Below are 24,334 nucleotides of genomic sequence, written 5' to 3'. Positions count from 1 at the left end.
CCCTTGGCAAACAACGATCCTGGAGAATTCCCCCGCATGTCATTTGCCCGCAAGGTCTGGCACCTCATCGTCGCTATCAAGGACGGGTTGGCGCTGGTTTTCCTGCTGCTGTTCTTCGGCGCGATCTATATGGTGCTCTCTGCCCGCCCCAACCCGGGCCATGTCAGGAACGGTGCGCTCCTGCTCGACCTGAACGGCTCGATCGTGGAAGAAAAGGCGCGGATCGACCCGCTTTCGGTGCTGATGTCGCGCGAGGCCCCGGCACAGGAATACGATGTGCAGGACCTCGTCCACGCGATCGACACTGCCGCGAAGGACGACCGGATCAAGGCGATCGCGCTCGATCTCTCGCGCTTTACCGGCGGCGGACAGGTCAACCTCGAGACCGTCGGTGCGGCGCTCGACCGGTTCCGTGCGGCGAAGAAGCCGGTATTGGCCTACGCTACCGCCTACACCGATCCGGCGGTGCTGCTGGCATCGCACGCCAGCCAGGTCTGGGCAGATCCGATGGGCGGTGCGATCGTCACCGGCCCGGGCGGAACGCACCTGTACTACGGCGACCTGCTCAAACGCTTCAACGTCGAAGCGCACGTGTTCCGGGTCGGCACCTACAAGAGCGCGGTCGAACCCTATTCGCGCTCGGACATGTCCGAGCCTGCGCGCGAGAATTACACCCAGCTCTACGGCTCGCTGTGGTCCGAATGGAAGGCAGGCGTCGAAAAGGCACGACCCAAGGTGAAACTGGCTGAAGTGACCACGGACCCGGTGGCATGGGTCAAGGCAGCAAACGGCAATTTCGCCAAGGCCGCGCTCGACGCCGGGCTGGTCGACAAGCTCGGCGACAAGGCGCAATTCGGCAAGGCGGTTGCGGGCATCGTCGGCGCCGATCCGTGGGACGACACCCCCGGTTCGTTCGCCAGCACCAAGCTCGACGACTGGCTTGCCGACAACGAGCCGAAGGATAGCGGCAAGCCGATCGGGGTAATCACCATCGCGGGCGAGATCGTCGACGGTGACGCAGGGCCCGGCGAGGCCGGCGGCGACCGGATCGCCGGACTGCTCGACGATGCGCTGGGCGACCACCTTGCAGGGTTGGTCGTGCGGGTCGATTCGCCGGGCGGTTCAGTGCTCGCGAGCGAGGAAATCCGCCGCGCGATCCTGCGGGTGAAGGCGCAAGGGATTCCGGTCGCGGTATCGATGGGCAACCTCGCGGCGAGCGGCGGCTACTGGGTCTCGACCCCGGGCGACCGGATCTTCGCTGAGCCCGACACGATCACCGGATCGATCGGTATTTTCGGCATCATCCCGACTTTCGAGAAGACCCTCGCCGACTACGGCGTGCATTCGGACGGCGTGCGGACCACGCCACTCAGCGGCCAGCCTGACATCCTCGGCGGGTTAACTCCCGAGACCGAACAGGTCATGCAGACCGCGATCGAGGAAGGCTATCGCCAATTCCTCGACCGGGTCGCCAAATCGCGCAAGATGACCCCCGACGCGGTCGACAAGATCGCGCAAGGGCGGGTGTGGGATGGCGGCACCGCACGCCAGATCGGGCTGGTCGACCAGTTCGGCGGACTGCCCGATGCGCTCGACTGGGTCGCCAAGCAGGCCAAGCTCAAGCCCGGCGAATGGCACGCCGATTACCTTGGTGAGACCCCCACCCGCTTCGATTCGATATTCCGCCGACTTGTCAGCCGGGATTCGGGCAGCGATGCGGCGATCTCGACCGGGCCGGACCTGTTCGCCCGGCTCGCTGGCGAACAACAGCTGCAGCTGGGACAGATTTCGGGCGATCTCGACCGCATGATGCGCGTCGAAGGGATGCAGGCCTATTGCCTCGAATGCGTCCCGGCAGTGCAGTCGCGCGGGACGCAAAAGGCCAACGGTTGGCTGGTCCGGCTAATGGCGCTGGTGCACTGATCGAAGCTTGCCAAGGCGGCGAGGCGATGGCAAAGGCGCGCCTCCGCAAACGAGATGGGCGCGTAGCTCAGCGGTAGAGCACACCCTTCACACGGGTGGGGTCACAGGTTCAATCCCTGTCGCGCCCACCATCTCTTCAATGACTTAGAAGGGATGGTGTCGATTTCCATGAAAAAAACATGAAAAAGAGGGTGTGAGGAAGGCGGGCATAGGCTCACCCTGTGCTCCAGCTTTTTTAAACCGTCTCTGCGTCAAGGATGCTCTGAATTGCTAGGCCTTGTAGCGGTCAGAGCTATCCAGCCCCGTCCGGTAGCCGTGAATGCGGGTTTCGGTAGAGGGCCAGCGGGGCGTGATGTTCCGAAGGAAAGGATCGTCCGTCATGTCGGACCGGATAGAGGCGATATCATCCGCACTTAGGCCAAGGGCGGGTCCAATGAGGGCGTCGATATTGTCCACCACCGCATCAATCGCGCTGGCGTGATCGGACTCGCGATATTGCTTCACGATGGCATCGAACTTATCACGCGTCTCGGCATCGGGCGGGATGGGCAAATCGAGAATGGTTGCCCGGTCCACCATGTTCTTTGACGTTCCGGCACGGGCTGAAAGAGCGGTCGCCAAACCAAGGGCAGCCGCTTCGTCCGGCACCTTGACCCAATCGATCAGATATTCGGAAATCTGGAGGTGCCAGCCATCCCCTTCCACGGCGGGTTTGCAACCGGGGGCAAGTTCGATTGCCTCGGTCCCCTTGTTAAGGCTCTCGGACCATTCGACCTTGTTGCCCGTCTTTTTCACCGCGTCCTTGACGACCTCGCGAAATGGCTGGAGCGGCAAATGATCGAGCGCCGCAAACATGGCGGCTTCGGTGCGGAAATGATTTTCGCAGGCGCTGACAAGATCGCCGCGCAACGCCTCCAATGCCTCGGACTGGCCGACGATGGCCTCGTTCCAAGGAAGCAGCCGCAAGTTCGTCGGATAGACGTGGCTACGGTTCATGTTGAGATACGACATTCGGCAGTTCAGCGCATAAAAATAGCGGTAGATGCGCGATACGAACATTAGGTCAAAGGGCACCTCTACCAACCCGTCGCGCGGGCCAAAGATCGTCGCTGTGTTAGTGAAAACGAGCTTGGCCGGATCGAACGGGACAGCATTCGGGCAAGTTGTGATTTGCGCCACCGCATAACAGCGTTTGGGAAGTATCTTGCCTAGTCGGAAAATCCCCATGTCGCTGGCTTTGGAAATGTCGATATCCTGATCTTGAGGCGAACCCGTCAACGCCGTGGCAATGATGTTTTCGCCCTTGTAAACATCCACCCCATTGCCGGACTTTGCAGTGGCCTTCTTTCCACGGAAAGCTAGGCCGCCCCCGCACATGGACCGCTTTTCCCACATGATTGTGTTCAGCTTCGGAGCATCAAGGCTGACTGATCCGCGCCCCTCGCCCTTCTTTTTGTACCAATATTCCTGAAAGGCCGATGACATCTGCGGATTGGCCCGCAGCTTGTTTATGATCGTCCGCCGTTCGGGGGTGATCCGGGTAACAATGCGACCATCCGGGGTGAAAAGGTCGGCATAATCAAGATGCGAGCCGGGGATGCCAGCAAGATCGAAGGTGGGGCGTTTAGTGCCATCACCGAAATCAATGCAGCTTTTATCCGCCAGCTTGATGATGACCTGATCCGGTTCCCACCGCGTCCGGTTCCTATCTGACAGGCTTTGCCATGACGCAGCGTTGGCAGGGGTGGCCTTCGCCAAACGTGCATCAATCCACGGTTGCAAACGAGCGGCGCGGACTTGGTTACGCAGGGCCTTCCGATCCGGCAGGGGTTCCGACTTGTCCAGAAATTTGGGGTCAAGCGGCAACCTGGGCGCACGGGCCTCGGCAATCAGGACGATGGGGAGAACATCGGCGTCAAACACGTTGCGCCAGATAACTTCCAAATCGACAATTTCCTTGATCGTCCACCGACCTTCTGAACCGAACAAGCGACGCAATTCGCCGTTTTCCTTCGTCCCGCACAAGGCGAGCGGAACCACGAAGCCTAGCCGTCCGGCCCCTTCCCCCCACTGGTTCGGGCGGCGGCACCAGCCATCGAGAGCGCGGTAGATGAAAAGAGCATAGAGATTGGCTTCGGCGGAAATGCCCTTCCAACCGTCGTGATCGCTTTCGAAATATTGGGTTGTCGCTTCGTCCAGCGGCCCGGAGCGTTCAGGCCGGACATAGGGCGGGTTGCCGCCGATCCCGCCATATTCGGGACAATCCAGTTCAACAAAGCGCCCATGCTGGGCAAATTCGACGCCGGGACGAATGATGCTGTTCGCCTTGTCGCTGATCGCAATATCCGGGAATTCCTCGGCAACTATCAAGTCATCCTTGAAGCTGAGGACGTGCCAGAGGATTTGGATTTGAGCCAAGACGGCGGAGAAGGTGTTGAGGTCGTTGCCCGCAAGCCGATCCAGCGCGGCGACAACTTCGGCATAGGTAGCAAGGCCCTGATCGGCATCCTCTCCGACAACTTGCTGATAGCGTTCGATGAGGAACGTGCCGCTCCCGCAGGCCGGGTCCATGAAACGGTCTTCCGGCTTCAGTTCCAGCCGGTCAACGATGTAGCGGGCGATTGAAGGAGGAGTGTAATATTCACCGAACTTCTTGCGCTGCTCCCGGTCAAGGAAGCGGTCGTAAACGCCCGTCAGAATGTCGCCTTTGACCGTTGTGAAATCGTAGCGCGATAGCTGATACATCGCCCATTCGATTGCGTTGGAAAGGTTGCCGTCATTGGTGGCGAAGACCCAATCCAGCTCCGTTTCATCGAATGCCGCCGCATACAACGCCTGAGCCTTCTCATAGGCCATTTTCAGCAGGCGCGTGTATCCGAAGGTAAACTTCTCCCGCAGCTTCTGGAACGCCTCCACGCCGCCGTTGCAGAGGAAGCGATTGACTCCGAAAAATCCATGATCTTCGAAAAACCGGATCAACAGAATACGGGCAAGGATGAGGTTCGCGGTTTCGGTCGCGAACATCTCCAAGACCTTTCTTTCCTCCTTGGCGTTGTTCTCCTTGGCGTTCACCCGCGCCTTGAATTCGGGCAGACCATCAAGCGCCAGCCGGGCGATGCTACCAGCCCTTTTCAGCTTGCGATTGAGGCGAGCAACGTCACCGCCATAGGTCATCGCCAACTCATAGTTGTCGGGCCTTGCCGTCACGGTCAGCGTGTAGGGGTCAAACACGGCATCGGGGTATTTTCCCGCAAACACCTTCCACGCCTCGGAAACATCGGTCGCCATGCTGAGGACCGATTGAAGCGTTCCAAGGGTAGACTCTTGCAAATGGCCGGTGGTGCTGCGCAGCGTCTCATAGAAGTTGCGACGGGCAACAGTGACCTGATTTTCCTGCCTCTTGGTGGCCTTGTCCGGGATCGTCAGCTTTTCAGTGGCTATCAGGCTGGTGTCGCCTTCCCGGAACGCCTTCAACCGCTGGGGTACGCCAGCCACGCCATAAGACAACCGAGCAAAGGTGGTCCGGAACCCAGCTTCGTCCGCCGCTGAGTCCAGTGCAAAAACGATATCGTTCGCGCTGTCATGGGTGGAATTCATCGCCGGACGGGCGACGATGACCTTCGGGTCGGCCATGACAAACCATGCCGTGTCCGGGCGGATGTATTTCGCCTTTTGCGCGAAGATCGCTTCTCGCTTGCCAGCCGTCGAGAATGCGTCGTGTTCGTCCTTCGCCTCGACAACCATCCAGTCGATATCAAGCGATTTGCCATTACGGTCCATGATGCCGGATGGCGCTCGGCAAGTTACGTCCGGCCTTCCGGCCTCTCCGGCAATATCAATGTGAACCGAACTACGTGGATAACCCAAAACATCGCAAAATATGTCGCGGAGCGGGCCGTACATGGCCGCTTCCTGACCTTTCTTAGTTTCGCGTATCGTTCGAATTGCTTCGTCAAATGCGCTTACTGCTTGCTTAACTGCCTGCGCCACCTAGCCCCCTTTTGATGCAGCTAAATCCTAGGAGCCGCCTAATACAACAACATCGCCGACACAGAGACTTCGCCAACGTGGTCAGTCGCATGAGGCTGGCATAGCAGCGCCAGCCGCCCAACGCCAAGAGGTGAGCTTGGACTAGGAGAAGAGCTTGTTGAGCAACTTCGGTTCACTGGCCTTCAGCCGCTCCAGCATATTATTGACGTAGAACATATCGGGCGCGGCATTCACGGGAAGCACGACCACGGCGTAGTCCGGCTGATCCTTGTTCAAGGTGAAGGTCACCAGCCCCACCCCGTGGATGCTGCAAAGCGACTTCAGGCGGTTCATATCGTCGCTGCTCGTGGAATTGGGCACCACGATATAGCTCTTGTGCGAAAACAGCCTGTAAGCGACCGCCTGTCCAAAGGCGACCACAGGTTGATTGGGCACCGCCTTGATTTCGGCGGTGACAATCTGCGGTTCGAATTTGAAGATGTCCTGCGCGCGGGGCTTGAGCACGCCAATGACGTCAGGGGTGCCCCACTTGCCGCCAAGGCTTGAACCGCCCAGCGCCGCCGCCTGTGTCGCCTCGTCGTTCTCTTCCAGCCATTCCGCGAAGCTGTCGTAGAAGACCTGCTCCGTGAGCGCATCCGCTCCAGGGATCGCGGCCAAGACTTTGACCCCGTCCGCTTCCGCTTGTTGCGCGCTGGCATCCGCATCTTCGGCGGCAACATACTTGGCGAGCTGATAGGTGCCCCGCGCCACCTTCACGATGTCATTGGAGATCACGAAAAGGTTCTGGAGCGCGCCATGTATGGAATTTTGCGGTGTTTCGGGGGCATCGGCATGAATGCGAGACATGAGAGCGCCCCATCTAATGCCGCCGGTTTCGGCCTCAAGGATTTCTCGCGCCTTGGCTTGGATCTGGCTCCTATTGAGCTTCATGGTCGCCCCCGTTTCAATCTCCTAGCCTGTGGGCATATCCGGTGGGCGGCTGGAAACAAGGACTTTCGGGAATCAGAGCAATGATTGAAACCGCGTTATGGATTGAAATGTAAAACAATCATCTTCACGTAGAGCACGACTCTTGAAAAGGATTGCTGTCCAATATGAGTTCCGGTCTTGAGCTGAAACCCACGTCAGAACCGTCAGAGATCGACTGGGAAGATGCAGACGGGGCAGTTGAAGCCATGGTCGAATGGTTTCTCGCCAACTTCGAAGACCCGGCTATGGAGACGCCATACGAAAGTGCAGAGGGCGGCTACATTTACATTTGGGGCGGGCCTTATGACGCGCAAGTAGAGCTTTGGGATGCGTTCCCAGATGCGAGTGAAGAGCTGATTGAGCGGGCGGTAGATGAAATTCAGTCTGACGGGCTGTTTGATTGGGCACCGGCTGGGATTCGAATCCAGCCGGATGACCTGCCCGATGATGACGCCCCACACCCATCGCTAGAGGAAAGGCTGGAAGCCCTTGGGGAGCAACTGGACCGGATAGAACAGCACATCGCCTACTGGCGGGATCGCGCTCCTCAAATGGGGCACAACGGCCCGCCCGATGAGTTTCGGCTTGATCCTGATGATGAAGACCTAGTCGCAGCAGAAGCAAGCGTCGCCGAAGTTCGGGGTGAGTTGGCTAAGCCGGACAGGGCTAATGCTGCGGACGCGGAAGTAATCCAAAAGGCCGAAAGCGCATTTAAGCGGCTGGCAGACAAAATCCGTGGCTGGATCAAAGCCGGTCTGGGCGCGCTTGCTCTCGGCGCTATCGGGGGAGCTGGGAAGGTTATGGGCGAGGCAATAGCCAAGGACCCTGAAAAATTCTGGAGCGAATTGACAGAAGCAGGTTCGACGCTTGCGCATTGGGCCGAACATTTGATCGGTTTGCTTTGAATTGGCAGATTAGGCCAGACTGCCTCCGTTCACCTTCTGTAAGGCCGCCATCAATTGGGCGATTAGCGCGGGATCGAAAGCCGGTCCGGATTGCGCTTGTCCCAGCCCACTTATCAATTCCGCCTGCCGCGCGGCTGGCACCTTGCCATAGCTCGTTAGGGTCGTGAGCACCCTCTCGTGCCCGATATTCTGCGACCATGCCTTAAATTGCTCTGGTGTCGTGCAAAGTCGCTCGCCAAGCTGCACCAGCGCGTCGCGGAAACAGTGCGGGTTAAAGTAGGGTAGGCCTGCCGCCGCGAAGGCGTCCCGGTAAATTGCGCGGATCGGCCCGGTGCCGCTCCAGTGTTCGCGGGCGAGGCCGATGGCCTGAAAGCCGCGTTGCTCGCCCAGTCCCACCAGGGTCTTAGGAAACAACGGATCATCTTTGCCCCAATGCAGCCGGGTGTGCAGGTGTTCGCACCAGTCAGTCACGATTTGCAGCGCATCGCCGCCCACGGGGTAAAACCACGTGGTGAAGGTCTTGCTGGCCTTCGTGCGCACGTCACGCGCGTCCTGATGGATGCAGCCCTGCTCCAGTTCGATATGTTTGAACTTCAGGGTCGCCAAGGCGGCCGCGCGCGCGCCGGTAAGCAGCGCCAGCGCCATAAGCGCCCGGTTGCGCAGCTCAATATCCGTCCCGGCTGGCATGGTCGCCAGCACGTGATGCACCTGTTCTATCGTTGGCACCGGCTTTTCGCGAGTCGCCTTGGCAATCCTCACGTCCTTGTCGGAAAGGTTGAAATAGTCCGCGTCGGCATAGGCAATCTTGCTCTTGTAACCCGGCTGGCCTGCGAGCCAGATGAAGAATTCGCGCAAAGCCGAAAGGGTCGAGTGAACCGTCGCGCGAGACAGGGGCTTGCCGGTGCGCACGTTCTTTTCAGTGTCAAGCCGCCGCTTGAAGGCAACGCCCTGCTCCCGGTGGAACTTCCTGAAGTCCTTATACCCTGTCGCCTCTTCGAAGCGGGCAAGCGCCTTTGCGATGGGATCGATCGATGCATCATCGCGCCGCCGCGCTTCCTTCAGATAGTGGAAGTATTCCCGCTTGATCCGGGTGTTCGCAGCATTGTGTCTTGCCATTGTTCAAGCTCCCTTCGGATTGTCACAGTTTGGGGAAGGATGCGCCCGCGCATCTATGCTTGAAGGTGCCTGCGTGATTTGCACGGCCAGTCCGGGCATTCTGGCGGCAATATCGGCCTGCCGGGCATTCTGGTGCATCAGGGTGCCGCACGTCTCGCATAGGGCTTTCAGGTTGCCCGTGACGGTATTGGCAGGGGTGTATTCGACCATGCCCAGCGCAGCTGCTTTCGGCTCCCGGCATTTGAAGCAATACATCTGCCCCGGCTGGCACGGGCGCTTCCTGGCGTTTGTGCGCTTCGCCCACCACGCCTGAAATTCGCTGCCAATGATCAGGATGGGTTTCGCCCCGTCGAGCACGGGCAGGCCTTCCCTGATCCATTGGCGCACCGTGTTGCGATGCACCCCCAGCAGATCGGCCAGCTCGAAGACGCTGAAAGACCGGTGCAGCTTGGCAAGGCGCGGATTGATCCGGCCCATCGCTTCGCCCGTCAGTCCTGCTTTTCGACCAGCCGCCGGAGCGACTCCGCCGTGATCAGCCGCCGCCGCCCCATCTTCCGGGTGTCGAGCTGGCCGGTGCGCATAAGCTCGTAAACGGTGGTGCGCCCCACACTCAGCGCATCGGCAGCATTAAGGATCGAAACGAGAAGCTTTTCCATCGGATATTTCCCTGCAAAGTGCCAGCGAATGCCAGCGGATGCAGGAAACATCGGTCCGAAAGAATCGAACGAATAGCGGTCGCAAAAAAATCAGCGATTCAATTCGCCGTCATGATTTGCGCTTCGCACCAGCGCTATCGCGCCCATGCTTTTGAGCCAGTTTTGGCCAAACTCTTTGGTTGAAGCCACGCTCTGAAAGGCCGGAGCCAAATCTTGCCATCGCAGCGCTTCTAAAGTCGCTCTTTGATCGCTTCTTTTTAGGATCATTGGCAAACTCTTCCAAAAGCCACCTCTCACACTCGCGCTCGACGGAAGCAATGGATGGCTGCGCAGTTGGCAATGCCTCTGATGGCGGCGTAACGGCTGGCCACTTCTCCATGATCTCACTGCGAAGAAAGCGAATGTCATCCGCCTCATCTGGCCAAGTCATCGAAATCCAACCCTCTTGAAGATTGAACACCAGTTCCGGGATGTGGCTCCCCAGCCCGCCCATGTGACGGACAAGTTCCTCCCATGCGACCGAAATGCAGGTGCAATGCCGCCAAGACTCAAATCGATAATCAGAAAGCGCGCCACACTTGCAGTGCACAAACGAAATCTCGGTATGCAACCATCCAAGTGACTTCGTAGCGTATTGCCACACCCCTCCTTCTGCCACTGCTTCTTCAGCATCATTCATTGGTTGGCAGAAGAGAGGCATTCTAGCCATCGCACGAAAGTCCCTTGTCGCAATCCATGTGAGCGCCATTGGAAAGGTCCAAACGGGGTTTTGCTTGGTCTCGGGTAACGAAAACCTCTCAACGCTCCAACGATGGCTGAGCGCCTCTTCGAGTGCATCTCGGGCGCGAAGTCGAAGATTGTCCCAAGGACCAACCCACTCGTAAATCTCGGTGACTAGGTTCTCCCAACCTTCGATCTCTTCGCCATTCTTGACGACGAGCAACTCATAGAGCGCGCGAAACCATACGCGTGTTCCTGTGGGGAAATCCTCAAGCAGTGGATGGCTAGGCGGCAGTGTCGCCAAAGCGAAATTCGGCCCAGTCTCGCTTTCGTCTGCGTAATCCGAGATTACTTTGCAAAGCCTAGCCAGTGCAGGTGGCCACTCATATGGCTCTTCCTGCAACTGGAAAATCTCGAACGCTGTCCAGCCGCTCATCCATTCAGGTTCGGGCAGCCAGTCTCGCCCCGGAAGGTCTTGATCTCTGTGCTGGAGCGGTGGCTCCCCAGCTTGAATGTCGTTCTCAATTAGATGCTCGCGAAAACGCAAAAGCGTTTTCTGCACGGTCGCCAGAGAGCCTTCGCGCGGGATCAATAACGGATTTCGATTTGGCTCGTCTTCGCTCAACCCGCTTCCCTCGCGGTTCCCAGATTGAATTGGGGAAGCACGCGGGAAACGCGCTTTTCGGCTGGCCTGCCTATCCCCGTGCAGAGACTATGGAAAAATTCTGAAGGCGTTCAAGCTCATTGCTTGACTGGAGAAAAAGTATTCCACTGCTAGATGGCGATACTCGCCAGTGCCTCTTCTGCATCATCGCGCACAAGGTGGCCGTAGTGGCTTTCGATCATTGCAACGCTCGTGCCAGATAGCTGCGCCACAGTCAGGATCGGCAGACGCGCGCGGATCAAATCCGTGATAACGCTATGGCGCAGCGTATAGGCTGACGCAGCACCGGGCAGACCAGCCGCCTTCACCGCTTCCTTGATCGGGTATTTCCAAGCGTCTTTGTTCCATGCCTCACCGCCAGCGCGCGCGAATATCGGCGCGGCTGGCAGTTTGTCCTTCACCTGATCGGCAAAGAAATCGGCAATGACTTGCGGCAAGGAAATCTGGCGCGGATTGCCATTCTTGTCCTTGCCAATTGTGAGCGAGCGGGTGCGTTTATCGAAGTCGCGCACTGTCAAACCCGCCAGAGCGCCGGGGCGAAGCGGCAAAAGGCAGAGCGCCTTCACAAAAGGCCGCGCTTCCTCGCAAGTCGCATCGATCAACTTGCGGCGTTCATCCCGGTCGAGATACAGCTCGCGGCGCTTGTCAGCTCCTTTGAAAGGGCGAAGCGCCTCTTGCCATGCCGCATCCGTATTTGGCGCACCGGACTTTAGGACCATGCTCAGCGCGGCGCGTAGCGGCACCATGTCGCGATTGACGGTCGATTTGGCTCGTTCCTTCCAGCGCTTCTCCCCATTCTTGCTCCGTGTGAGCATGGCCGGTGCCTGTTCCAGACGTTTACGCCACGCCTTCAATTGGTGCCGCCTCAATTTGTCGAGCTTCACCTTGGAAATTGGATCGGAATAGACGTGGCGGCGAAAGACCCCTTCGGCAATCGATCCGGGCTTTTGCTCCAGATAGGCTTCGCAGGCATCCTTGACCGTCACCATCTCGCAGGCGCGCTCGCCCCCGCTTTCGACAGTCTCGGCCCAGCCTTCCGCGTCGGCCTTGGCCTGCTTGAAAACGTCGTGCCCCGTTAGAGTGCCATAATCGCCCAGCCGCTTGCGAGAATTGCGATTGGTTTCGCCGTCATAAAAGCGTGCAAACCATGTGCCGCCTGCCTTCTTCTTCGATGGCCGATAGCCGAGATAGACCCCTTGGCGCAGGCGTTGCCAGTGCGGCTCATCCCCCGCCTTTGGCCTCAGTTTTTCGCGCTCTCCAATGCGGCTCAGATCGGGCATTTTCGGGGCACTCCAAAATCCATGAAAAAAACATGAAAAACATGGACGGACACGTCTGAACGCCCATAACTGTTTTTATTGGATTTTATCGTCCGCGTAAAGCCGCTGATGCCCGCTTTCCCACCCTTCACACGGGTGGGGTCACAGGTTCAATCCCTGTCGCGCCCACCATCTCGAAAGCCCGCCCGCTCGATTTGAGCAGGCGGGCTTTTCGTTTCCCGGTTCGGGCTTGTCGTCCGTCAGGAAGTGCGCACGTGGGCGAGGAATTCGCCAACCTGCGCGCGCAGTGTGCCAGCCTGCTGTTCGAGCTCGGTCGAAGACGTCAACACCTGGTTCGCCGCGCTGCCGGTGGCCAGCGAGGTTTCGCGGACCATCGAGATATTGGCCGATACGTCTTCGGTGCTGCGCGCGGCGCGATCGATGCTGCGCGCAAGGTCCTGTCCGGCGACCGACTGCTGATCCACCGCGGCAGCGATCGAGACCGCAGTGGTTTCCAGCTGCTTGATCTGTCCGGCGATCGAGCGCAGTGCATCGACGCTCGCCCCGGTGGTGTCCTGGATCGCCTTGATCTGGGCGGACACCTCATCGGTGGCCTTGCCGGTCTGCGTCGCAAGGTCCTTGACCTCGGACGCGACGACCGCAAACCCGCGCCCTGCCTCGCCGCCGCGCGCCGCTTCGATAGAGGCGTTGAGTGCCAGCAGGTTGGTACGCTTGGCGATCGTGGAAATCAGCTCGACGATCCTCCCGACCTGAGCGGCCAGGTCAGACAGTGCCGAAATCGTCGAATCGGCGTCTGCTGCAGCCGACGTAGCAGTGCGTGCCAGTTCGGCCGAATTCGCTGCCTGGCGGCTGATCTCGCCGATCGACATCGCGAACTCGTCGCACGCTGCAGCTGCGGCAGTCACCCCGGCCGATGCTTCGGCCAAGCTGCGCGAGACTTCGCTGGTCTGCAACGAGGACTGTTCCGCGGTGCTCGCCATCGAGGCGGCGGTCGTCTGTAGCTGGCTTGCTGCTGCAGCCACGCCGCTAACTACGTCGCCGACGGTGCGTTCGAACTTGTCGGACAGGTCCTTGATCTGTTCGTCGTGCTTCTTGCGCTGCTCGCCGCGCTTGGCACGAATGTCGTCGTACTCCTCGACCCCGGTCTTGAAGAACTCCTGCGCCCGGGTCTGGTCGCCAATCTCGTCGTCGAAGTCGGTATAGGGGATATGATCGACCGGCTCGCGGTTGATCAGCTTCGCCCAGATCGGTGTGACTTCGGCCAGCGGCTTGACGATGTCCGACTGGACAACACGGACCGCCGCCCTGCTGTAGGCGATCGCGATCAACGCCCACAGGATCAACGGGATCGCGAGGTAGCGGAATGCGCCGATCCCCTCGAGACCCTTGGCAACCTGCGTCTTGAGCATCGTTTGCGCGATGCCCTGGATGGCAACGCTCGCTTCTCTGGTCTTGCCGATCCCGGCTTCGAGCGTCGCCGGATCGGTCCTGCCGGCAGCCAACTGGCGCGCGAAATCGCCGGTCACTGCGACGAGGTTTGCCGTATCGGCGGCCGGGATGACCCCCTCCGGACCAACTGCCTTCTGGAGGACGAGCGCGTCCTTGCTCGCTGCGGAAACGGCGCTCGTCATATCGGCAAGCGCCGTATCGTCGCCGGTCTTGACGAAATCGCGGTAGTGCTGATCGGCAACCATCATGTCGCTGTTGACCTGAACCAGCTGGTCGGCGGTGTGCGCAAGGTCGGTCGCGACACGGAACTGGTAGTCGGAGAACGCGAGCCAGCCCATGGTGGTAATCCCCACCAGCAGCGCGGTGATGAAGAAATGCTTGAGAATTCGCCCGAGCCGCTGCTCGATCGTCCCGCCACGAAGGCCGGAAAACCGTATCAGCTTGTCCGAGATGCTGGCCGCATCTGCGCCATCAGCAGGAACGAATTTACCCGACATGTCCATCATGCAGCTCCAATTGCAATAGTTCCGTCATCGTCCCGACGCCCGGCCAATGCCAGTTGTTCGGTGACTTCGGCGGCGTCGATCGCCTTGTAGAAATACCAGCCCTGGATCTGGTCGCAGCCGGCAACCCGAACGAGTTCCAGCTGTGCTTCGGTCTCCACCCCTTCGGCAGTGACATCCATGTTCATTGCCCGGGCCACCGCGATGCTCGAAACGACCATCGCGCGCGAGCTTTCGTCGGTCGCCGCTTCGACGATCAGCGAACGGTCGAGCTTGAGCTTGCCGAACTGGAACTTGCGGAGGAATCCGATCGAGGCGTAGCCGGTCCCGAAATCGTCGAGCACTACGCCGACGCCGAACTGCTTGATCATGTCGAAGCTGCGCGCCGCGACACTCGGATCCACCACGAGATAGGTCTCGGTCACTTCGAGCTCGAGGCGGTTCGCAGGAAATCCGGTTTCCTCGAGGATCATGCCGAGCTGGAACGGGAAATCGGGATCGCGCAGCTGGGCGGCAGAGACGTTAACCGAAAGCTTGATGCCTTCCCATGCGAGCGCATCGATGCACGCCTGGCGCAAGACCCACAGGCCGATCGCACCGATCAGCCCCGACTCCTCCGCGATTGGAATAAAAACGTCCGGCCCGATCGGAATCCCGTCGGGTCGCTCCCAGCGCAACAGCGCCTCGACCACGACGATCTCGCCGCTCTTGGCGTCGACCAGTGGCTGGTACTTGACCCGGAACTGATCGGCATCAAGCGCCTTGCGGAGGTCAGATTCGATCTGGCGTGCTTCTTCGCGGCGACAATCGAATTCGGCGCTGAACCAGGTGCAGCGCATCTTGCCGGAAGTCTTGGATACGTACATCGCCACGTCCGCGCGGCGAAGCAGCTCCGAAGAACTCAGCCCATCGCTGCCGGTGCTGTGCGACAGCCCGATGCTCGCACCAAGAATGATCGTGCGATCGTCGATCATGATCGGCGATGCCAACTGGTTGAGCAGGTTCCGGCAAATGCTCTCGAGGATGTTCTTGGCGATCGGCCCCCTGACCATCACCGCAAACTCATCGCCGCCGAGGCGATACGAAGTCGCTTCTTTGCCGCACAGTTCCGCCAGGATGCGGCCGCATTCCTTGATCACGCGGTCGCCGACGCTGTGGCCATAATGGTCGTTGACCATCTTGAAGCCGTCGAGGTCGATCAGCGCGAGCGCCATCTCGCGCGACTGGGCGTGCGGACGCGCTGCGTCGATGTGCAGCGCCCGGCGGTTGGGAACCCCGGCAAGGCTGTCGGTCAGGCCGATTTTTTCAAGGCTCTGGACTGCCGCATGTCCCACGCGGAGGACAACATAGACCGCCAGGGCATAGACCATCGCGGCGGCGAGCAACTCGCCGTGCGAAACGCGGGTGACCGCGTCTGTCTTTATGAGGATGCCAGCCACGAGGCCGGTAAACAACAGGCTCAGCACGACGACCGGTGCGATCACCAGCGCCTTCGTCCTCACCTGTTCGCTTGGCCAGCGAGCCATCATCCCGTATCTTCCCCAACGCAATTGCGCAATTGCAACGATCCTTATGCACTCAAGCGATTAAGCATTGGTTGAGCACGATTGGTGATCGTAATACTCTGATAATTAGATATTTATTTGTCGCGTTTCTCTCATCAGGCCGCGCGCGCCGCAGGCGGCCTTCGGTACACCCCCGAAATGTCCGGGCTGGGTACGACCAAGTCGGTCAGGCTGACCAGCGTCTCTCCCCCGCCGACCATCAGCACACCGTCGTCCGCGAGCGCTGCTGTCAGCTGCGAAACGCCCTTCCTGCGCGTCTCCCCTTCGAAGTAGAGCAGCACGTTGCGGCACAGCACGAGGTCGAACCTGCAGCTTGTCGGCGGCCCGTCGAGCAGGTTGTGGCGCTCGAACCGTACGCGCCGCAGCAGGTCGCTTTTGACCCGCCAGCCGTCCTGGGTCTCGTCGAAGTTGTTGAGCATCTCCATAACTCCGAGGCCGCGCTGGACCTCGAAATGGGCATAGCGCCCGACGCGCGCGGCATCGATCACCGCGCCAGAAACGTCGGTACCGAGAATGTCGATATTCCAGCCGTCCCAACGCGTCGGATCGGCGGCAAAAATCATCGCCAGCGAGAGCACCTCCTGTCCGGTCGAACAACCTGCCGACCAGATGGAGATTTTCCGGGTCGCTTCGCGATTTCGAGCGACCTGCGGAAGCACCTGCCGTTCGAGATGCTGGAACATCGCACGGTCGCGGAAAAAGTAAGTCTCGTTGTTGAGCAGCGCCTCGACCACTTGCTGTTCGAGCCCGGCCTGTCCGGGCCGGGTAAGTTGCACCACCAGTTGGTCGATCGAGGAAAATCCGTGCTCGCGCGTCAAACCGGCCAGCGCCGTACCGATCCGCCAGCGACGGTTCTTGCCGAGCGATTGACCGGTGCGCCGAAACAGCAGGTCGGCGATCACCTGGACCGAAAATTCGCTGTGCTCCATTAGGCGGCGTCCACGCTGACCGGGACCTGTCGGGCAAGCTGTTCGGGTGGCAGGACCTGGCTCGCCAGCCCTGCACGGGCGATCGCGCCCGGCATTCCCCAGACTGCGCTCGAGGCTTCGTCCTGCACCATCAGCGTACCGCCGGCGGCATGAAGGTCGCTTGCACCGATTGCCCCGTCGCGGCCCATCCCGGAGAGGATCACTGCCAGCGCATGGCCATCCGTAACGGCTGCCAGCGAAGCAAGCATCGGATCGACCGATGGACGGCAGCCGCTGGCTGCGCTGCGCTCGTCGAGCCGGACTTCAAACCGCGAGCGGCGCTCGACCACGGTGATGTGGGCATGGCCTGGCGCGACCAAAACTTCATCGGGCTGCAACACCGCACCATCTTGCGCGACCGCGGCCGGTCGATGCGAGAAGCTGGCGATCTGTTCAGCAAACGGCGCCATGAACGAGGAAGGCAGGTGCTGGGTAATCAAGATCGGGATGCCGATGCAGCGCGGAAGCTCGTCGAAGAACGCCCGCAGTGCATGGATCCCACCGGTGGATGCACCGATCGCGAGAATCTTGGGGCGCTTTTTCCGGGCGAGGCCGCCAGCCGTCCTTATCGGCAGGGAGGATGGCGGAACGGTCTTGCCCGACTTCGCGCCGAGAGTGCGAACGCGCTTGACCAGTTCCTCACGATAGGCGCTGTCGAAGCATCCGGGATGCGGCTTTTCAAGCGTGTCGGCGGCACCCAGCGAGAGCGCTCTCAGCGTCGCTTCGGCGCCTGCCTTGGTCAGTGTCGAGACCACCAGGACTTGCGCCCCTCGCGCGCATGCAAGCATGTCGGGCAGCGCATCCAGCCCCCCGCGCCCAGGCATCTCGAGATCGAGCAGGATAACGTCCACCGGGATACTCGGCAGTGTCGCCAACGCTTCCTCTGCCGTGCTCGCGAGGGCGACAATGTCCATGTCCGGTTCGGGTGCGATTACGCGCGAAAAAACCGCCCGGGCAGTGACCGAATCGTCGACCACCATCACCCGGATAGTACCTCCGCGCGGGCCCGGTCCGGCGAACCGCCCGGTGTCTATCGGATCGTCGAGAGCCACGCCTCCACCGCTCAGACGCAGCCGACCAGCTGCAGCTTGGCCTGCAGCGTGTCGTGGTCGAACGGCTTCATGACGTACTCGTCCGCGCCGGCTTCGATCGCTTCGCGGATATGTGCGACATCGTTCTCGGTGGTGCAGAACACCACCTTTGGGTGTGCCCCGCCTGGCTTCTGGCGCAGGACCTGGATGAATTCGATCCCGCTCATCACCGGCATGTTCCAATCGAGGATGATGACGTCGGGCATGGCCTGCTCGCACCGCTCGAGTGCCTCCACGCCGTTGCCGGCCTCGTCGACAGCCATGCCGAGCGTCTCGACCATGTGGCGAGACACTTTCCGGATGACGCGCGAATCATCCACTATCAGGCAGCTTTTCATCGCTCGTTGTCCCGCTTCGTCATGATGTTTGCGTTCCCGAAATTCATGCGGCCCGCGCTGTGGCGGGTCCTGTGATAATAGATTGCGGATCGACCACCAGGATCGCGCCGCGATCGGTTTCGATCATACCGGCTGCCACCCGGTCCCACTGCGGGCCAAGCGTGACCGGCACGTTGTCCGGATCGTCGGCGATATCGACCACGTCCTGCACGTCATCGACGGCAAGCGCGAACAGGTGGCCGTCGATCGTAACGACAACGCCCCGCCCCTCCTTCAGGTTGGTTTGCACGCCTTCGAGTTCGAGCGAACGGGCGCAGTCGATCACCGTCAGCGGGCGACTGCGTAGCGCGGTCACGCCCGCGACGTGCGCGGCGGATCGGGGAACAGCGGTCAAGCGCTCCAGCTCGATCACCGATTCCACTGCAACCGCGGGAATCGCGACCTGCTCGCCGCCGAGGACGACGATGAGATAAAGGGCGCTCATGCGGCTTCTCCAGCCGCGACCGCGCGCAGTGCGCGCTTCAACGCCTCGCGGTCGTAGCGATAGATCGTGTTGGCAGCGTCCTCGCCTGCCTCGCGGGCGTGGCGCAGGATCACCGAGCGGCCCGCGTTGGCAGGAACCTCGGTATCGGAACCGTGGAACGCAATCGCGAGATCAACCTTCTGCGCGTCGTCCTTGTCGACCACGCGGTAGCCGGCCGCTTCGACAAGCGGGCGCAGGAAATCCTGGCACCAAGCGTCGTCGCCCGGCAGCAAGCAGACCGGCGCTGTTGCGGACGCGTGATCGCGGGCATGGTCCGCGAAGACCGCGTGGCAATCGACCACTTCGACCGGCTTGCCGTCGATCAGCGCCACCCCGGCAACGTCGGCCTTGGTATCGCCGCCGTGAGCCAGCGCCCCGTCGATACTGGTGATGCCGATCATCTCGGCAAAGGCGTAGGCGACTTCCGAACCCGAGCCGTCGAGCAACCGCAGGATCTGCACCTTGCCGGCCGGCATCTTCCCGTCAGCAAGGCCAACGAGCGGCACGATCTTTTCGTCGAGCACGACCTGCGCTTCGCCAGAGCTGGCGCGGATCGCGCCTTCGCCGACGGTCTCGAGCCGCCGGACTGCGGACATCGGCATGACCTTGCGGCAACCGTCCATCGCCACGAACTGCAGCGCGGGAACGGTGCGGGCCGTCTCGACCCGCTCGGTCTGCTCGACCGTAATCCCGTCGACGCGCTCGACATCGTCGTCGAGCCCCGAATTGCGGGCGACACCCGAAACATCGAGCATCAGTACCATCTCGCCATCGTCGAGCTGGGCGGTGCCGGCGTAATATCCGCAGTCCATCACCAACGGCGGAAGCGGCTTGATCACCAGTTCCTCGTGATCGTGGATCGAATCGACCGCGAGCGCGAACTTGTTGCCGCCGACGAGGCGGATCACGATCATGATTTCGGGCACGCGCTCGCTGGTATCCACCGTGTCGAGCACCTCGCTCAGCGGCAGGCAGGGAATGCGGCGATCGCGCACGGTGACCAGCTGGCGGTCACCAACCTGCGCGCGACCTGCATCGTCCTTCCGGATGCGCACGACTTCATCGACATAGGAACGCGGGATCGCGAACCGGGTATCGCCGATACGTACGGTCAGCGAAGGAACGATGCTGAGCGTGAGCGGCACCTTGAGCACGATGCGCGTGCCGCTACCCCGGGTCGACTGGATCTCGAGCGAACCGCCGATCCGCGCGAGGTTGGCGTGGACCACGTCCATCCCGACCCCACGACCCGACACCGAGGTTATCGTATCGCTGGTCGAAAGACCCGGCTCGCACACCAGCATGAGGCGGGCGGCCTCGCTCATGTCGGCAACCCCGTCAGCGGTGACGACCCCGGCGGCGATGGCCTTTTCCACCAGCCGGTCGGTGTCGATCCCGCGCCCGTCATCGTTGATCCCGATACGGATTTCGTTGCCTGCCTGGCGCGCCCAGATCGTCAACATGCCGATCTCGCGCTTGCCTGCCGCGCGGCGCTCGGCGGGGGTTTCGATCCCGTGGTCGATCGCATTGCGGATCACGTGGACCAGCGGGTCGCGGATCAGCTCGACCATTTCGCGGTCGAGCTCGACGTCGCCGCTTTCGAGCTCGACCATGACCTGGCGGCCGAGTTCGCTCGACAGGTCGCGGACCAGCCTGGGGAACGCAGAAAACAGCGTCTCGATCCGCTGCATGCGCGTGTGGGTGATCGCTTCGCGAACGTCGTCGAGCAGGGTCGAAAGGCGCGACAATGCGCGATTGATGTCGTCGTCGGTGCGGGTGTCGAGCCGGCGGACCAGTTCGTTGCGCGCGAGCGTCATATCGGAGATGCCGCTCATGATCCGGTCGAGCAGGTCGACCGACAGGCGGATCGAGCGGGCGTTGGCGCTGGTTCGTTCGGCAGCGGAACCGCCTTGCCCTGCGCCTTCACCGGAAGTCTGCGGCAGGTCGACCACTTGCTCGCCATCGGCAGCCGTACCGTTTCCGGCCAGCGCGGCGATCAGCGTTTCATCACCGCCATCGGGGAATTCCTTGCCTGCGTCGATCGCGTCGACCATCAGCGCAATCCGGTCGATCACTGCCAGCACGGCATCGACCAGTGCGCGGTCGGGCTTGCGTGAACCGGTTCGCAGGTCGGACAATGCATCTTCGGCGGCGTGGCTCAGGGCTTCTAAGCGCGGGAAGTCGAAGAACCCGCAGTTTCCCTTAACCGTATGAAAAAAGCGGAAGATATTGTCGAGACGATCGCGATCAGTGGGATTGGCTTCCCACTCGACCATTTCGCTGGCCAGCGCTTCAAGCATTTCGCGCGATTCCGCGACGAAATCGGCCAATAGATCGTCCATGCGTCCCTACCCCGCTGTCCGGAAGGGATATGGCCGGAAATGGGTTAAGGTCGCGTTACGTATGTTCGGCGATGGCGGGCGCGCCCTTTCGGCACGTGATCGCTCATTGCGCCGCCGCGGGGGCTGGGGCATAGGCCCGCCCCATGCACGATATTCGCCTGATCCGGGACGATCCCGAAGGTTTCGACGCCGCCCTCGCCCGCCGCGGGGCCGAGCCGCAGTCCGCGAACCTGCTTGCACTCGACGAACGCCGCCGCGCGGCCGCTACGAAGGCGCAGGAATTGCTGAGCCGTCGAAACGAAGCCTCCAAGGCGATCGGCGCAGCGATGGGCCAGGGCGACAAGGACAAGGCCGAAGCGCTCAAGGCCGAAGTCGCGCAGATCAAGGCCGACCTGCCTGCGCTGGAAGACGAAGAGCGCGCACTTGCCGGCGAGCTTAACGACTTGCTCGCGAGCCTCCCGAACCTGCCGGCCGACGATGTGCCGCAAGGCGGCGGCGAAGAGGAAAACGTCGAAGTCACACGCTGGGGCGACCAGCGCAACTTCGCGTTCACCCCTCAGGAACACGCCGACATCGGCCCGGCGCTAGGCATGGATTTCGAGACCGGCGCGGCCTTGAGCGGCGCGCGGTTCACGTTCCTGCGCGGGCAGATGGCGCGGCTACAGCGTGCGATCGCGCAGTTCATGCTCGACTTGCAGACCGGCGAGCGCGGCTACACCGAATGCGCTCCGCCGCTGCTGGTGAAGGACGAAGCGATGTTCGGCACCGGGCAGCTGCCGAAGTTCGCAGAGGACCTGTTTCGGACCACCGATGACCGCTGGTTGATCCCCACTGCCGAAGTCAGCCTGACCAACGCCGTGCGCGAGAGCATTGTCGAGGACTTGTCCGCGCCGATGCGGATGACCGCACTCACCCCGTGTTTCCGCTCTGAGGCCGGTGCGGCAGGCAAGGACACCCGCGGCTACATCCGCCAGCACCAGTTCGACAAGGTCGAGCTGGTCTGCGTCTGCCGCCCCGAGGACTGGGAAGCTGAACACGAGCACATGGTCCGCAGCGCCGAAATGGTGCTCGAAGCGCTTGAGCTGCCCTATCGCAAGATGCTGCTATGCACCGGCGACATGGGCTTCGGCGCGAAGAAGACCTACGACCTCGAAGTGTGGCTGCCCGGCCAGGGCGCGTACCGCGAGATCAGCTCGGTCAGCTGGTGCGGCGATTTCCAGGCGCGACGGATGAACGCCCGCTATCGCCCCGAGCCAAAGGGCAAGCCGGCCTTCGTCCATACCCTCAACGGCTCCGGCCTCGCGGTCGGACGCACGCTGGTAGCGGTGCTGGAGAACTACCAACAGGAGGATGGCTCGGTGACCGTGCCCGAAGCGCTCAAGCCGTGGATGGGCGGGATCGAGAAATTGGAGCCTGCCGCCTGATGCGTATCCTCCTCACTAACGACGACGGCATCAACGCCCCGGGCCTGACCGTACTCGAGGAAATCGCCCGCGCGATCTCCGACGATATCTGGATCTGCGCGCCGAGCGAGGAGCAATCGGGAGCAGGGCACTCGCTTACCCTGACCCGCCCGGTGCGCTTGCGCAAGCATGGCGAGCGGCGCTTCTCGGTCTCGGGCACGCCGACGGATTCGGTCACGCTGGGCCTGCGCAAGGTCATGGACGGCGCGCCCGACGTGATCCTCTCGGGCGTCAATCGCGGCGCCAACCTGGGCGACGACATCACCTATTCGGGCACGGTTTCGGCAGCGATCGAAGGTGCGCTGGCAGGCATCCGGTCGATCGCGCTGAGCCAGGTCTATTCGACCGAAGGAATGGCGGACTCGGTGCCGTTCGATGCCGCCCGCGCATGGGGCAAGCGGGTGCTCGCACCGCTGCTCGAGGTACCGTTGCCCAAGCGCACGCTGGTCAACGTCAACTTTCCCGCCCTGCACCCGGACAAGGTCAAGGGCATCCGCGTGGTGCGCCAGGGTTTCCACGACTATTCGCGCGGCTCGGTGGTCGAGGGTCGTGACCCTCGCGGCTATCCGTATTACTGGTTCGGGCTGGAGGCGATGGAGCACACGCTCGATCACGGGACCGACCTGGAGGCAATCGACGATGGCTATATCGCAGTGACGCCGTTGCAGCTCGACCTCACCCACCATTCCTCGCTCGGCGCACTGGCGGAGCGCTTCTCGGGATGAAGCGCATCGCCCTGCCCCTCGCAGTGTTGCTGCTGGCGACTGGTGCGGGCGATCGGGCTCCATTGCTGCCCAAGTGAGCGAGGCGTCCCACGATAGCGCCGAGGCCGACGACCGGGTCGCGCTGAAGGGCAAGCGCTTCCAGCCGCTGCGCCGCGCGCTGAAAGTGCCGGTGTGGGCGGACCTCGGCATCCGGCTGGCGCTGGCATTCGGCCTGCTGGGGATCGTGGTGATGATCCACTGGTGGGATCGCACCGGACTGGTCGACAACACCGATGGCCACGTCTCGTTCCTCGATGTGGTCTATTTCACGATGATCTCGATCACCACCACCGGGTTCGGTGACATCACCCCGGTATCAGACCGCGCGCGGATGGTGGAGGCAATCATCGTCACTCCGATCCGGCTGGCGGTGCTGTTCATTTTCGTGGGCGCGGCCTACGATTTCGTCATCAGGCGCAGTTGGGAGAAATGGCGCATGGCCCGCATCCAGGACAAGCTGACCGATCACTTCGTGGTGCTTGGCTTCGGCATTTCCGGTTCCGAGGCAGTCAGCGAGCTGATCGAACGCGGCACGGATCCGCGCACGATCGTCGTGATCGACCCGAGCGAAGAGCGGCTCGCGGTGGCCGAGCGGATGGGCTGCAACGTCATGGCCGCCGATGCGACCCGCGACGAAACGCTGGTGGCAGTGCGGATTCACAAGGCGAGCGCGGTGCTGGTTTCCGCAGGGCGCGACGACGCCTCGATCCTGATCGTCCTGACCGTGCGGCACTTGGCGCCCAAAGTGCCAATCAGCGTGGTGGTACGCGCGGCGGACAACGAAATTCTCGCGCGGCAGGCCGGGGCCGACAACGTCATCAACCCGGTGCGCTTTACGGGCCTGCTGCTCGCGGGCAGCGCGCAAGGCAGCCATATCTCCGATTACCTCGCCGACCTCGCATCGGTCGGCGGCAGGGTTCAACTGGTCGAACGCCCGGTCCTGCCCGAGGAAATCGGGCGCAGCCTCAACGAACTCGTATCTGGCGGGCGCGGCCTCAGAGTCTACCGCAACGGCGGCGCGGCGGGATTCTGGGAATCCGAAGCCGGGTCATTGCGCGAAGGCGATATGGTCGTCGAGATCCTGCCGACAGTCGACTAGCGCGGC

The 24,334-nt window shown here is 61.5% G+C and carries 19 protein-coding genes and 1 tRNA gene; 6 read left to right on the top strand and 14 right to left on the bottom strand.

Annotated features, from left to right (window positions below; genetic code table 11):
* The first annotated feature begins 36 nt into the window (after positions 1–36).
* On the top strand, positions 37–1,923 hold the full coding sequence (sppA, locus tag CJO11_RS12045) for a signal peptide peptidase SppA (protein WP_095012922.1): 1,887 nt from the start codon (positions 37–39) through the stop codon (positions 1,921–1,923).
* Positions 1,924–1,979: 56 nt separating this feature from the next.
* A tRNA-Val gene (locus CJO11_RS12040) sits at positions 1,980–2,054 on the top strand.
* A 139-nt stretch (positions 2,055–2,193) separates the two neighbouring features.
* On the opposite strand, the gene CJO11_RS12035 is transcribed toward CJO11_RS12040, so the two are convergent.
* Together CJO11_RS12035 and CJO11_RS12030 are read right to left on the bottom strand one after the other, a co-directional pair.
* A complete protein-coding gene (locus tag CJO11_RS12035) occupies positions 2,194–5,913 on the bottom strand; it encodes an N-6 DNA methylase (RefSeq protein ID WP_150125027.1) in 3,720 nt (1,239 codons plus the stop codon).
* A gap of 141 nt (positions 5,914–6,054) precedes the next feature.
* Positions 6,055–6,843 (bottom strand): hypothetical protein, encoded by a 789-nt coding sequence (locus CJO11_RS12030; RefSeq protein WP_095012920.1) that lies wholly within the window; start codon positions 6,841–6,843, stop codon positions 6,055–6,057.
* Positions 6,844–7,007: 164 nt separating this feature from the next.
* Here CJO11_RS12030 and CJO11_RS13205 point away from each other — a divergent pair, with 164 nt between their 5' ends.
* Complete coding sequence (locus tag CJO11_RS13205) at positions 7,008–7,787, top strand: hypothetical protein (RefSeq protein WP_150125026.1); 780 nt, start codon at positions 7,008–7,010, stop codon at positions 7,785–7,787.
* Positions 7,788–7,796: 9 nt separating this feature from the next.
* Here the strand turns inward: CJO11_RS13205 and CJO11_RS12020 are convergent, their stop codons facing one another.
* The 12 genes from CJO11_RS12020 to CJO11_RS11965 all read right to left on the bottom strand — a co-directional run bounded on the left by CJO11_RS12020 (position 7,797) and on the right by CJO11_RS11965 (position 21,002).
* Positions 7,797–8,903, bottom strand: a complete 1,107-nt coding sequence (locus CJO11_RS12020; protein ID WP_095012919.1) for a tyrosine-type recombinase/integrase — start codon at positions 8,901–8,903, stop codon at positions 7,797–7,799.
* A gap of 3 nt (positions 8,904–8,906) precedes the next feature.
* Positions 8,907–9,380, bottom strand: a complete 474-nt coding sequence (locus tag CJO11_RS12015; protein WP_095012918.1) for a helix-turn-helix domain-containing protein — start codon at positions 9,378–9,380, stop codon at positions 8,907–8,909.
* A gap of 11 nt (positions 9,381–9,391) precedes the next feature.
* The gene (locus CJO11_RS12010) at positions 9,392–9,559 is read right to left on the bottom strand and encodes a helix-turn-helix domain-containing protein (RefSeq protein WP_095013394.1); all 168 of its coding nucleotides are present in this window, start codon (positions 9,557–9,559) and stop codon (positions 9,392–9,394) included.
* A gap of 109 nt (positions 9,560–9,668) precedes the next feature.
* The gene (locus CJO11_RS12005; RefSeq protein ID WP_150125025.1) at positions 9,669–10,904 is read right to left on the bottom strand and encodes a hypothetical protein; all 1,236 of its coding nucleotides are present in this window, start codon (positions 10,902–10,904) and stop codon (positions 9,669–9,671) included.
* Positions 10,905–11,053: 149 nt separating this feature from the next.
* Positions 11,054–11,662: a tyrosine-type recombinase/integrase gene (locus tag CJO11_RS13495; RefSeq protein WP_420823154.1), complete on the bottom strand. Its 609-nt coding sequence runs from the start codon at positions 11,660–11,662 to the stop codon at positions 11,054–11,056.
* Between the two features lie 800 nt (positions 11,663–12,462).
* Complete coding sequence (locus tag CJO11_RS11995; RefSeq protein ID WP_240504490.1) at positions 12,463–14,169, bottom strand: methyl-accepting chemotaxis protein; 1,707 nt, start codon at positions 14,167–14,169, stop codon at positions 12,463–12,465.
* Positions 14,170–14,174: 5 nt separating this feature from the next.
* Positions 14,175–15,704: a putative bifunctional diguanylate cyclase/phosphodiesterase gene (locus tag CJO11_RS11990; protein WP_240504489.1), complete on the bottom strand. Its 1,530-nt coding sequence runs from the start codon at positions 15,702–15,704 to the stop codon at positions 14,175–14,177.
* Positions 15,705–15,835: 131 nt separating this feature from the next.
* Positions 15,836–16,669 carry a CheR family methyltransferase gene (locus tag CJO11_RS11985; RefSeq protein ID WP_095012915.1) on the bottom strand — a complete coding sequence of 278 codons (834 nt, stop codon included), beginning with the start codon at positions 16,667–16,669 and terminating at the stop codon, positions 15,836–15,838.
* Entirely contained in the window at positions 16,669–17,760 is a 1,092-nt protein-coding gene (gene cheB, locus CJO11_RS11980) for a chemotaxis-specific protein-glutamate methyltransferase CheB (protein ID WP_240504488.1), read from the bottom strand. The genes CJO11_RS11985 and cheB overlap by 1 nt, the downstream gene beginning before the upstream one ends.
* Positions 17,761–17,771: 11 nt before the next feature.
* Complete coding sequence (locus CJO11_RS11975; protein ID WP_095012913.1) at positions 17,772–18,137, bottom strand: response regulator; 366 nt, start codon at positions 18,135–18,137, stop codon at positions 17,772–17,774.
* 43 nt (positions 18,138–18,180) lie between these two features.
* Entirely contained in the window at positions 18,181–18,621 is a 441-nt protein-coding gene (locus tag CJO11_RS11970) for a chemotaxis protein CheW (protein ID WP_095012912.1), read from the bottom strand.
* Positions 18,618–21,002: a chemotaxis protein CheA gene (locus CJO11_RS11965; protein ID WP_095012911.1), complete on the bottom strand. Its 2,385-nt coding sequence runs from the start codon at positions 21,000–21,002 to the stop codon at positions 18,618–18,620. The genes CJO11_RS11970 and CJO11_RS11965 overlap by 4 nt, the downstream gene beginning before the upstream one ends.
* Positions 21,003–21,145: 143 nt before the next feature.
* Between CJO11_RS11965 and serS the strand changes: the two genes are divergently transcribed.
* The 3 genes from serS to CJO11_RS11950 all read left to right on the top strand — a co-directional run bounded on the left by serS (position 21,146) and on the right by CJO11_RS11950 (position 24,328).
* Positions 21,146–22,426, top strand: a complete 1,281-nt coding sequence (gene serS, locus CJO11_RS11960; protein WP_095012910.1) for a serine--tRNA ligase — start codon at positions 21,146–21,148, stop codon at positions 22,424–22,426.
* Entirely contained in the window at positions 22,426–23,190 is a 765-nt protein-coding gene (gene surE, locus CJO11_RS11955) for a 5'/3'-nucleotidase SurE (protein ID WP_095012909.1), read from the top strand. Before serS ends, surE begins: the two co-directional genes overlap by 1 nt.
* 121 nt (positions 23,191–23,311) lie before the next feature.
* Positions 23,312–24,328: a potassium channel family protein gene (locus CJO11_RS11950; RefSeq protein WP_095013391.1), complete on the top strand. Its 1,017-nt coding sequence runs from the start codon at positions 23,312–23,314 to the stop codon at positions 24,326–24,328.
* The last annotated feature ends 6 nt before the right edge of the window (positions 24,329–24,334 follow it).

Source organism: Tsuneonella mangrovi, assembly GCF_002269345.1.
GTDB classification, from domain to species: Bacteria; Pseudomonadota; Alphaproteobacteria; order Sphingomonadales; family Sphingomonadaceae; genus Tsuneonella; species Tsuneonella mangrovi.
This window is presented reverse-complemented; position numbering and strand designations above follow the sequence as displayed.

What these genes read in the sequence shown, in the direction of transcription:
- CJO11_RS12020 (WP_095012919.1), bottom strand. Translation starts at nt 8,903, where the DNA reads ATGGCAAGACACAATGCTGCGAACACCCGGATCAAGCGGGAATACTTC.
- surE (WP_095012909.1), top strand. Translation starts at nt 22,426, where the DNA reads ATGCGTATCCTCCTCACTAACGACGACGGCATCAACGCCCCGGGCCTG.
- CJO11_RS11995 (WP_240504490.1), bottom strand. Translation starts at nt 14,169, where the DNA reads ATGTCGGGTAAATTCGTTCCTGCTGATGGCGCAGATGCGGCCAGCATC.
- serS (WP_095012910.1), top strand. Translation starts at nt 21,146, where the DNA reads ATGCACGATATTCGCCTGATCCGGGACGATCCCGAAGGTTTCGACGCC.
- CJO11_RS12010 (WP_095013394.1), bottom strand. Translation starts at nt 9,559, where the DNA reads ATGGAAAAGCTTCTCGTTTCGATCCTTAATGCTGCCGATGCGCTGAGT.
- CJO11_RS12015 (WP_095012918.1), bottom strand. Translation starts at nt 9,380, where the DNA reads ATGGGCCGGATCAATCCGCGCCTTGCCAAGCTGCACCGGTCTTTCAGC.
- CJO11_RS12030 (WP_095012920.1), bottom strand. Translation starts at nt 6,843, where the DNA reads ATGAAGCTCAATAGGAGCCAGATCCAAGCCAAGGCGCGAGAAATCCTT.
- CJO11_RS13495 (WP_420823154.1), bottom strand. Translation starts at nt 11,662, where the DNA reads ATGGTCCTAAAGTCCGGTGCGCCAAATACGGATGCGGCATGGCAAGAG.
- sppA (WP_095012922.1), top strand. Translation starts at nt 37, where the DNA reads ATGTCATTTGCCCGCAAGGTCTGGCACCTCATCGTCGCTATCAAGGAC.
- CJO11_RS11985 (WP_095012915.1), bottom strand. Translation starts at nt 16,669, where the DNA reads ATGGAGCACAGCGAATTTTCGGTCCAGGTGATCGCCGACCTGCTGTTT.
- CJO11_RS11990 (WP_240504489.1), bottom strand. Translation starts at nt 15,704, where the DNA reads ATGATGGCTCGCTGGCCAAGCGAACAGGTGAGGACGAAGGCGCTGGTG.
- CJO11_RS11965 (WP_095012911.1), bottom strand. Translation starts at nt 21,002, where the DNA reads ATGGACGATCTATTGGCCGATTTCGTCGCGGAATCGCGCGAAATGCTT.
- CJO11_RS11970 (WP_095012912.1), bottom strand. Translation starts at nt 18,621, where the DNA reads ATGAGCGCCCTTTATCTCATCGTCGTCCTCGGCGGCGAGCAGGTCGCG.
- CJO11_RS13205 (WP_150125026.1), top strand. Translation starts at nt 7,008, where the DNA reads ATGAGTTCCGGTCTTGAGCTGAAACCCACGTCAGAACCGTCAGAGATC.
- CJO11_RS11975 (WP_095012913.1), bottom strand. Translation starts at nt 18,137, where the DNA reads ATGAAAAGCTGCCTGATAGTGGATGATTCGCGCGTCATCCGGAAAGTG.